This window comes from Hungatella sp. SL.1.14 (genome assembly GCF_024460495.1).
Taxonomy (GTDB): Bacteria; Bacillota; Clostridia; order Lachnospirales; family Lachnospiraceae; genus Hungatella; species Hungatella hathewayi.
In genome coordinates this window covers 1-4,133 of the sequence record NZ_JANFYJ010000061.1, presented here as the reverse complement: position 1 = coordinate 4,133, position 4,133 = coordinate 1, and the positions used below count along the sequence as shown (strand labels likewise).

Sequence of the window (4,133 nt, the reverse complement as noted above, 5' to 3'; positions counted from 1 at the left end):
GAAGCGTTATACTCAGCATTCCAAAATGTTAATCATTTTAAAGAATGCTGAGAAATAAGACGTCTTTCTACTAAAAGATGAGCATTATTCGTTAGCGCAATCCACAAAGTCTTGCCATTTCATCTTCGTTGTCTTCCCACATTGGTGCTTCATCAGATACAGGTGTTGGAACAGATTCCATTGCATCTCTAAGCTGTTCAACAGATGGCTTTGCATAGTAGCTTTTGGTTGTATCAGTTCTGGCATGTCCTAACACTGTAGAAACAAGCTCAATGGCGATTCCATCCTGATAAAGATTTGTGGCTCTGGTTCGGCGGAACATGTGACAGTGAACCGAATCTGGAAGACTAATCCCTTTTTCACTGACCAGAGCTGCATATTTTTTTATAATCCGCTGGACATTTCCAACGGACATCCTGTCTGTTACACCTTTTATCGTTGTGGAAAATAAGTATGCTTCTTTGGAAGAATTACTGTGATATACACGTATATATTCCCTAAGGTGTTCGACTGCTTTAGCTGTTAATTGTATGGTTCTCTCTTTATTACCTTTGCCGGTTATGAAAATATTTGGATATTTTGATTCCATTGCGATATCACATAGGCGAATATTAAGCAGCTCACTGATTCTTACAGCTGTATCGTAGAGAAGAATCAAAATAGCACGGTCTCGTACACCGAATTTCGTATTCGGCGGTGCAGACAGTATTGCAGCAAGTGCATCATCGGACAGAATAGGTTTTTCCTTTTTAATGGTTTTGCATGGTGAGATCTGACTGATCGCCAGGGCAACTGACTGGACTGATATGTCCATATCCGAGGCATAGTTCAGATAGGCACGGATAGCCGCGACTCTTACATTTACAGTTGATGGCTGGCTGCCATTTGCAAGCAGATATTCTCTGAAATTATAAATACATTCTTTGGTACAATCAGAAAACTGAAAGGTGCTTATGGATTTACCTAATTCACCTACAAGGTAGTTTTTAAATATTGTAAGGGAATCTCTGTAGGATTCTGCTGTAGCCTGACTGCGTCCGACCTGCTTTACCAAATAAACGTTTAGAAAGTTCCATGTGTGAGAAAAGAACAGCTGATCAGTCGATATCTTTGCTGATTTATTCTTCATAGGGAATCACCTCCGGAATGACCTTTCCAGACACTGAATCTTTCTCTCGGATAGTATCAAATGCCTTTTCTACAAGATGATAGTAATAATACGTTTCATCAGGACTTTTGTGTCCAAGGTATCTGCTTAAATATGGGAGCATAGTGTTTGTATCAATTCCCTGATGCATCCACTCATTAAATCTCTCTACTACAAAAGCATGGCGTAAACAGTGGGGTGTCGGATGTTTATCAATCGTCTTGGCAACCGGAAGCATAGCCCAATGGCGGTTAAAACTTGATTCTACTCCAGAGCACGAAACAGGCTTATGTGGATCTTTTCCCGGAAAAGCCCAGTCAATTCCGGGGAAAAGCATTTCCTGACGTTCTTTATAGTTTTTAAGTACCGGAAGGCTATCCTGTGGAAGATATACAAGGCGGTCCTTGTTACCTTTTGAGCCAAGGACAGTAAGGATTCCTTTATCTAGGTCTATGTGCTCCCATTTTAGCAATCGCCCTTCTGACAGACGCAGACCGCAGCAAAAATATAGGAGAAAAAGAATCTTGCACTCTCTATCGAGTCTAAATTGCTCTGAATTATGAGACGTGCGGATATCCATTTTCTGTAGCAGTTCCTTAACTTCCTCTTTTGATGGAATGTAAAGAACCGGACGGTAAGCCTTGCAGAAAAAATTAGGAATGTATGCTTCCTGACCAAGGGAAAGGATATATTCACTCAGCACCTTCACCATCGACATACGGCGATTATGATAGGCATCTCCTTCGCCCGGTCTGGCTTCTGACCATTTGGCTGCCATTTCATAGGTGACTGTTGTCAGTTCCGGATAATTCTGTACGCAAAAGGTATCAAAGCGTTTTAATAGCTTTTCTTCGGAATTATAGGCATATCCATCAGCTCGTTTTTGCTGTATAAGTCCTTCGATATGATGTGCCAGACCGCTCTCAAAAATGTATGTCATGATAAAACACCTCCAAATTCCAGAGGGCAGAGCCTCATTTTATCTTCGTCACGTTCAAGATATACCTCTGCTGTTTCCTGACGTGCATGTCCGAGAGCATTGGAAATATCATCAAGTTTGTTGTCTGCCCGAAGCATTCTTGTGGCAAATGTTTTTCGTGTCATATGAAAGCCCTGACCAGCAGATAATTCAAATCCATATTCAGCAAGTATTCTTTTTAAAGCTCCACGGCACGCCGTTGTAACTTTAAGCGGAATATATGGTGCCTGATGGCGGATAAATATATAACCGTTGCCTGTGACAGCCGATTCCGGACGTCCATTCATGATGTATTTATATACTGAATTACCTACATCCGTTGGGACTGGAAGCGTTATTGCTTTGCTTGTTTTCTGCTGAATGAAGGAAACAGTTTTGTTTTTCCAGTCAAAATCATTTACCTGAAGCTTTAGGATGTCTGCTCCCCTGATACCCATTCGAAGTCCAAGCATGACCATGGCTGTGTCCCTGAGTTCCATAGGGGTAGAAGCTTTCTCACGATATTCATATATTTTCTCGACCATAGCATCGCTCAGAACATCAACTATGCTGCGATGAGGCGCACAGCTTGCAGATACTGCAAAAGCAAGTGTTGGTGAAATCAGATCCTGGTCAGCCATGTACCGTAGAAGCTGACGAAGCTTGGTTCCATATGCATTTTTACTTTCCGGGGTCGAGTGGACATCATGGTTATGAAATGCTTTAACCACATCGGGTGTTATGGAGACTGGATTATCTATTCCATTATCTTCAAGATATTTGAAAAAACTGCATCCGGCTGCCCTGCACATGGTAAGTGTCTTATCGGTCATTCCATCCCGCCTGCGGCTTTCTATGAAACCATCAAGGATGCTTTTGCTCCATGATGGAAGCTGATCAGATGCACGCATCGGCTCAGCGATTATATTGGATTCCATTATGCCCTGGAGATACTTTTCAAACATTCTGATAGTGTGTGAACGATGAGCTGATCCGGAACTGCTGGCTTTGATCTGATTCGGGCAATCCGGGAGTATATCTATCCATGATGTCACAGTTTCTGCCGAGTGTTCCAGATGGTTAAGTTCCAGGAACATGAAATACCATGTGAAATCATTGCGATAAACAGCTTTTGATGATTTCATGTATTTCCAATCGTCCAAAGCGTCAAGATATTCATCAGCTTTAAGAGCGAGAGGTATACTCGGATGAAATGCGGTACCTGTTTTAGAAAGTCTCATCTCAAGCAGTATTTCAACGTTCTCACCAAAAAGAACCCGCTGGTAACACTCTGGCACATCACCTCTGCGGTGAAGATATTTCATAAGTGCTGTCATGGCACATACGGCGTTCTGACGTCTGGCAAGAGATTTACAGGATTTGCAGTAAGTATTCCAGTATTCGATAAGAGTATCTATGGTTATTGCTTCTGGCTCTGTAACTCCCAGGGAAGTAGCAAGCCTGAAGAACTCCTTGATGGCAACAGAATACGTATGGTAATAGCAGGGATTCTGTGTGGTCGCATAGTATTCTTTCAGCTCATATGTCAGGCGAAAAAAGGATTCCGATATTCCGCTCCGGCAGAAAAAACTGTCTTCTGAGCGGCAGAAAGAACTTTTGATATCTCCAAAGAGCAGGTAATGCTCGAGGCGGAACAGGGCATTTCTATATTGAGAACACGTCTCATAGGAAATTTCTCGTTTTTTAATCTCAAGCCAATCCAGTGCGGCATCCATTGAAAAAGGAATGCCCTTATCCATCAGGTACTTGAAGAGTGTAGCATAACAGGTTCTGTGCATGTCTATATTTTTACATGCACTGTCTGGCTGTTTCATCATATTGAGAACTGATGAAATAGCATCTAAATAGTTTATTTGCATATCAAATGCGCTCCTTTCCGTTTTCCCATTCGAGGGGAAAACCTGATAATAGCGTATCTGATAATGCTCATCTTTTTTACAAGAAAGTGAGGATTTATGGAAAATAATTTAAAAAATCAACATTATAAAAATATGAGTATAAAGCCTC

The 4,133-nt window shown here is 41.6% G+C and carries 3 protein-coding genes; all 3 read right to left on the bottom strand.

All coding sequences use genetic code 11. From position 1 onward, the window contains the following. Positions 1-91: 91 nt before the first annotated feature. Genes NE473_RS29675 through NE473_RS29665 form a run of 3 tightly spaced genes read right to left on the bottom strand, consistent with a single transcriptional unit; the run spans position 92 to position 3,985 of the window. Complete coding sequence (locus NE473_RS29675) at positions 92-1,129, bottom strand: tyrosine-type recombinase/integrase (RefSeq protein ID WP_256265523.1); 1,038 nt, start codon at positions 1,127-1,129, stop codon at positions 92-94. Then, positions 1,119-2,087, bottom strand: coding sequence for a tyrosine-type recombinase/integrase (locus tag NE473_RS29670; RefSeq protein ID WP_256265522.1), 969 nt, complete (start codon positions 2,085-2,087; stop codon positions 1,119-1,121). The genes NE473_RS29675 and NE473_RS29670 overlap by 11 nt, the downstream gene beginning before the upstream one ends. Continuing rightward, positions 2,084-3,985: a tyrosine-type recombinase/integrase gene (locus NE473_RS29665; RefSeq protein WP_256265521.1), complete on the bottom strand. Its 1,902-nt coding sequence runs from the start codon at positions 3,983-3,985 to the stop codon at positions 2,084-2,086. The genes NE473_RS29670 and NE473_RS29665 overlap by 4 nt, the downstream gene beginning before the upstream one ends. Between the last annotated feature and the right edge of the window lie 148 nt (positions 3,986-4,133).

Excerpts from the sequence above, each read along its gene's own strand:
- NE473_RS29675 (WP_256265523.1), bottom strand. The coding sequence starts at position 1,129 with ATGAAGAATAAATCAGCAAAGATATCGACTGATCAGCTGTTCTTTTCT.
- NE473_RS29670 (WP_256265522.1), bottom strand. The coding sequence starts at position 2,087 with ATGACATACATTTTTGAGAGCGGTCTGGCACATCATATCGAAGGACTT.
- NE473_RS29665 (WP_256265521.1), bottom strand. The coding sequence starts at position 3,985 with ATGCAAATAAACTATTTAGATGCTATTTCATCAGTTCTCAATATGATG.